This is a genomic window from Clostridium sp., from assembly GCF_032552055.1.
GTDB lineage: Bacteria > Bacillota > Clostridia > Clostridiales > Clostridiaceae > Clostridium.
This window is the reverse complement of sequence record NZ_JAWGSV010000265.1, coordinates 1-4,257: the sequence shown is the minus strand read 5'-3', so window position 1 is coordinate 4,257 and position 4,257 is coordinate 1. Positions and strand designations below refer to the sequence as shown.

The 4,257-nt window shown below is 31.2% G+C and carries 5 protein-coding genes; 1 reads left to right on the top strand and 4 read right to left on the bottom strand.

All coding sequences use genetic code 11. The annotated features are described in order from the left end of the window. Positions 1-28 precede the first annotated feature (28 nt). Positions 29-241, top strand: coding sequence for a DUF378 domain-containing protein (locus E6248_RS13790; protein WP_316341364.1), 213 nt, complete (start codon positions 29-31; stop codon positions 239-241). A 54-nt stretch (positions 242-295) separates the two neighbouring features. On the opposite strand, the gene E6248_RS13785 is transcribed toward E6248_RS13790, so the two are convergent. The 4 genes from E6248_RS13785 to recA all read right to left on the bottom strand — a co-directional run bounded on the left by E6248_RS13785 (position 296) and on the right by recA (position 4,250). After that, positions 296-556, bottom strand: coding sequence for an HPr family phosphocarrier protein (locus E6248_RS13785; protein WP_136004919.1), 261 nt, complete (start codon positions 554-556; stop codon positions 296-298). A gap of 178 nt (positions 557-734) precedes the next feature. Further along, on the bottom strand, positions 735-995 hold the full coding sequence (locus E6248_RS13780; protein ID WP_016206312.1) for a stage V sporulation protein S: 261 nt from the start codon (positions 993-995) through the stop codon (positions 735-737). A gap of 191 nt (positions 996-1,186) precedes the next feature. Then, positions 1,187-2,731 (bottom strand): ribonuclease Y, encoded by a 1,545-nt coding sequence (gene rny, locus E6248_RS13775; RefSeq protein WP_316341363.1) that lies wholly within the window; start codon positions 2,729-2,731, stop codon positions 1,187-1,189. A gap of 472 nt (positions 2,732-3,203) precedes the next feature. Next, positions 3,204-4,250: a recombinase RecA gene (recA, locus tag E6248_RS13770; protein WP_316341365.1), complete on the bottom strand. Its 1,047-nt coding sequence runs from the start codon at positions 4,248-4,250 to the stop codon at positions 3,204-3,206. Between the last annotated feature and the right edge of the window lie 7 nt (positions 4,251-4,257).

The window sequence follows — 4,257 nt, the reverse complement described above, 5'->3', positions numbered from 1 at the left end:
ATACTAAACTATAGATAGGGGGTAAATTATGTGTAAAATAAGCTTATTAGATAAAATTTCTTTCTTACTAGTATTGATAGGTTCTGTCAATTGGGGCCTTATTGGACTATTTGGTATTAATTTAATAACTTATGCAGTTATGGGTTCAGCAATTCTACAAAGATTAATATATATTTTAATTTTTGCTGCAGCTATAGATTTAATTGTATTAGTTTTTAAATGTAACCCATTAAAACTCTAAGTCACTACATAATATTTATTAAAAGCAAAAAAGTGCCTTATAGGCACTTTTTAATTAATCTTCTAAATTAGCAATTAAGTTAGCTATTTCTTCTACAGCTAAAGCTTCGTCATCTCCACTAGCTAAAACTGTTATAGCAGCTCCTTTAGTTACGCCTAAAGAAAGAACTCCAATTAAACTCTTAACGTTTGCTTTTTTACCGTTAAATTCAATGCTAACATCTGATTTGAAAGATGAAGCCTTTTTAACTAATAAAGTTGCTGGTCTAGCATGTAAACCAGTTCCATTGTTTACTACAACTTCTTTAGATACCATTACACACACCTCTTTACTATAAATTTAAAATAGTTTCCTATTTAACTATTACATTATATATGTAAATGCAGAAAATTTCAAGGTCTATAGCCTTCTATTTTTCTTGTTATCGAAAAAGAACTACTAAAATGTAGTCCTTTTCTTTTACTATTGAAATTTACTAATAATATTTAATTAATTATCTTGGTTGAACAATCAATTTTATTGCAGTTCTTTCTTCGCCATCAATTTCTATATCTGTAAATGCTGGCACGCAAACAATATCCTTTCCACTAGGAGCAACGAAGCCTCTTGCTATAGCAATTGCCTTTACCGCTTGGTTTATAGCACCTGCTCCTACTGCTTGGATCTCTACTATGTTCTTTTCTTTGATAATGGCAGCTAATGCACCTGCTACCGAATTAGGATTTGATTTAGTTGAAACTTTTAATACTTCCACTTGTCTTTACCTCCTAGATAAAAATCGTTTACAATTATTCAAGAAATTATCTTGTCTTTATATATATTCTATCTTTTAAATAAAAATCCTTCTTTTTAGAAAACTTTTTCATTTTTATTTTTTTTTCTTTAATATTCTATTTATTCCATTAAAAATAAGGTACATTTTGCATTTGCAAAATGTACCTTATATTACTTAGCATAATCTACTGCTCTTGTTTCTCTAATTACATTAATTTTAATTTGACCTGGATATTCTAATTGTTCTTCTATATTCTTAGCTAAACTTCTAGCTAAGTCTACAGATCCAGCGTCATCTAATTGATCTGGTTTAACCATAATTCTAATCTCTCTGCCAGCTTGAATCGCATATGACTTTTCTACACCTTCATAAGAATTTGCAATTTCTTCTAACTTTTCTAACCTCTTAATGTAGGCTTCTAAAGTTTCTCTTCTTGCTCCTGGTCTAGCTGCTGATATTGCATCTGCCGCTTGAACTAATACAGCTTCAAGAGTTAACATTTCAACATCACCATGATGAGCTGCTATAGCATTTGCCACAACTGGTGATTCTCCATATTTCTTAGCAAGATCTCCACCTATTACAGCATGACGACCTTCTTCTTCTTGTGTTGCTACCTTACCTATATCATGTAGTAAACCTGCCCTTTTAGCAAGGCTTACATCTAAACCTAGTTCAGCAGCCATAACACCAGCTAAATATGAAACTTCAATTGAATGCTTTAACACATTTTGTCCATAACTAGTTCTATATTTGAGTCTACCAAGAAGCTTAATAATTTCTGGATGAACACCATGGACACCAGTTTCAAGAGTTGCTTGTTCTCCTTCTTCCTTAATGTCATTTTCAACATCCTTAGTAGCTCTTTCTACCATTTCCTCGATTCTAGCTGGATGAATTCTACCATCTACAATTAACTTTTCTAATGCTATTTTAGCAATTTCTCTTCTAACAGGATCGAAACTTGATAAAATAACAGCTTCTGGAGTATCATCTATAATTAAATCTACTCCTGTTAATGTTTCAAGAGTTCTGATATTTCTACCTTCCCTACCTATGATTCTACCCTTCATTTCGTCATTTGGAAGGGCAACAACATGTACTGTGGATTCTGATACATGATCAGCTGCACATCTTTGAATAGCAGTTGTAATAATCTCTCTAGCCTTTTTATCTGCTTCTTCTTTGGCTCTAGATTCTATTTCCTTGATCATTATAGCAGTTTCATGAGTGATTTCTCTCTTAACTTCTTCTAAAAGAATATCTCTAGCTTCATCAGTAGATAGAGATGCAACTCTTTCAAGTTCCTCTCTTCTCTTAGAATGTAGTTCTTGTACACTTGCTTCCATTTCATCGATTTCTTGTAATCTTTTACTTAAAGCTTCTTCTTTCTTTTCAAAAAGTTCAGCTTTCTTATCCAAAGATTCTTCTCTTTGAATTAATCTTCTTTCAAGCCTCTGAATTTCATTTCTTCTTTCTCTTGAATCTCTTTCTAAATCATTTCTAAGTCTATGAACTTCTTCTTTTGCTTCTAAAATCGACTCCTTCTTAGTCGCTTCTGCTTCTCTTTTAGCATTTTCTAAAAGAGTTTCTGCATCTTTTTCTAAGCCTTCTATCTTCTTTTTAGAAGCACTTTGTATAGTTTTATAAAGTAATACGCCTCCTACAGCTAATATTACAACACTTACTACTATTGCAATAAGAATATTATTCATAACAACACCTCCTCCATTCATATAAACAATTGTTTAATGAAAATGTAGAGGAATCATACTTAATCTAACTGATATTTGAAAAATGATAAAACCAGTATTTGTTATTATTTTATATTAAAATTAAAATTATGTCAAGTTACATATATACTACTAAAAGACAACTAACTCCAAATATTTTATATATAAGCTATATTAATTCTTATATACTTTCCTATATCTTATATTTATAACATTTAAGCTAAATCAGCCTTAAATCAGCCTATATAAAGGTAAAATATCTTAGCTTTAAAAATAGTATTAATAACTTTTTATTTTATAATGTCCTAAAGTCGTAGATTATAAATAAAAAAATATAGTTAGCTACAAAAAAACATTTAAATTTGATAACAAAAATCGATAGTATAACTTTATTATACTATCGATTTTATTATTGTCATATTTATATAATTATATTCAGTATTAGTAAAATATATTACTTCTTAGCTTTTTCTTCAACAGATGAAACAGCTACTTCATTCATAACTGGAAGTTCATATTTTTCTCTAATTTTATTCTCTATCTCAAGAGCTACTTCTGGGTTTTCTTTTAAGTATTGCTTAGCATTTTCTCTTCCTTGACCTAATCTTATATCGCCGTATGAGAACCAAGCTCCACTCTTTTGAACTATATTTTCTTTAACACCTACATCTACTATATTACCTGTTCTTGATATTCCTTCATTATACATAATATCGAACTCAGCTTGTTTAAATGGAGGTGCCACCTTGTTTTTCATAACCTTAACTCTTGTTCTGTTACCAACAATGCTTTCACCTTGTTTTATAGAGTCTATTCTTCTTACATCTAATCTTACAGATGCATAGAATTTAAGGGCTCTACCACCAGTAGTAGTTTCAGGGTTACCAAACATAACTCCAACTTTTTCTCTTAACTGATTTATAAAAATAGCTACACATCCTGTTTTTTGGATAGTACCTGTTAATTTTCTTAACGCTTGAGACATAAGTCTTGCTTGAAGACCTACGTGTGAGTCTCCCATTTCACCATCTATTTCAGCTCTTGGAACTAATGCAGCAACAGAGTCAACAACAATAACATCAATTGCTCCTGAACGTACTAATGCTTCAGCAATTTCAAGCCCTTGTTCTCCTGTATCTGGTTGTGATACTATTAAGTTTTCAGTATCTACACCTAAGTTTCTTGCATAACTTGGATCTAAAGCATGTTCAGCATCTATAAAACCAACAGCTCCACCCTTCTTTTGTGCTTCTGCAATAATATGAAGCGCAACTGTAGTTTTACCTGAACTCTCAGGTCCGTATATTTCTATTATTCTACCTCTAGGGACTCCCCCTATTCCTAATGCTATGTCTAAGTCAAGACACCCTGTTGAAATAGCTTCTACATTAAGAGAACTATTTTCTCCAAGCTTCATAATTGACCCTTTACCAAATTGTTTTTCTATTTGACTCATTGCATTTTCAATAGCTTTTAGCTTTTCCATATCTACGTTTCCCATATAGCAC

Excerpts from the sequence above, each read along its gene's own strand:
- E6248_RS13790 (WP_316341364.1), top strand. The coding sequence starts at position 29 with ATGTGTAAAATAAGCTTATTAGATAAAATTTCTTTCTTACTAGTATTG.
- E6248_RS13785 (WP_136004919.1), bottom strand. The coding sequence starts at position 556 with ATGGTATCTAAAGAAGTTGTAGTAAACAATGGAACTGGTTTACATGCT.
- rny (WP_316341363.1), bottom strand. The coding sequence starts at position 2,731 with ATGAATAATATTCTTATTGCAATAGTAGTAAGTGTTGTAATATTAGCT.
- recA (WP_316341365.1), bottom strand. The coding sequence starts at position 4,250 with ATGGGAAACGTAGATATGGAAAAGCTAAAAGCTATTGAAAATGCAATG.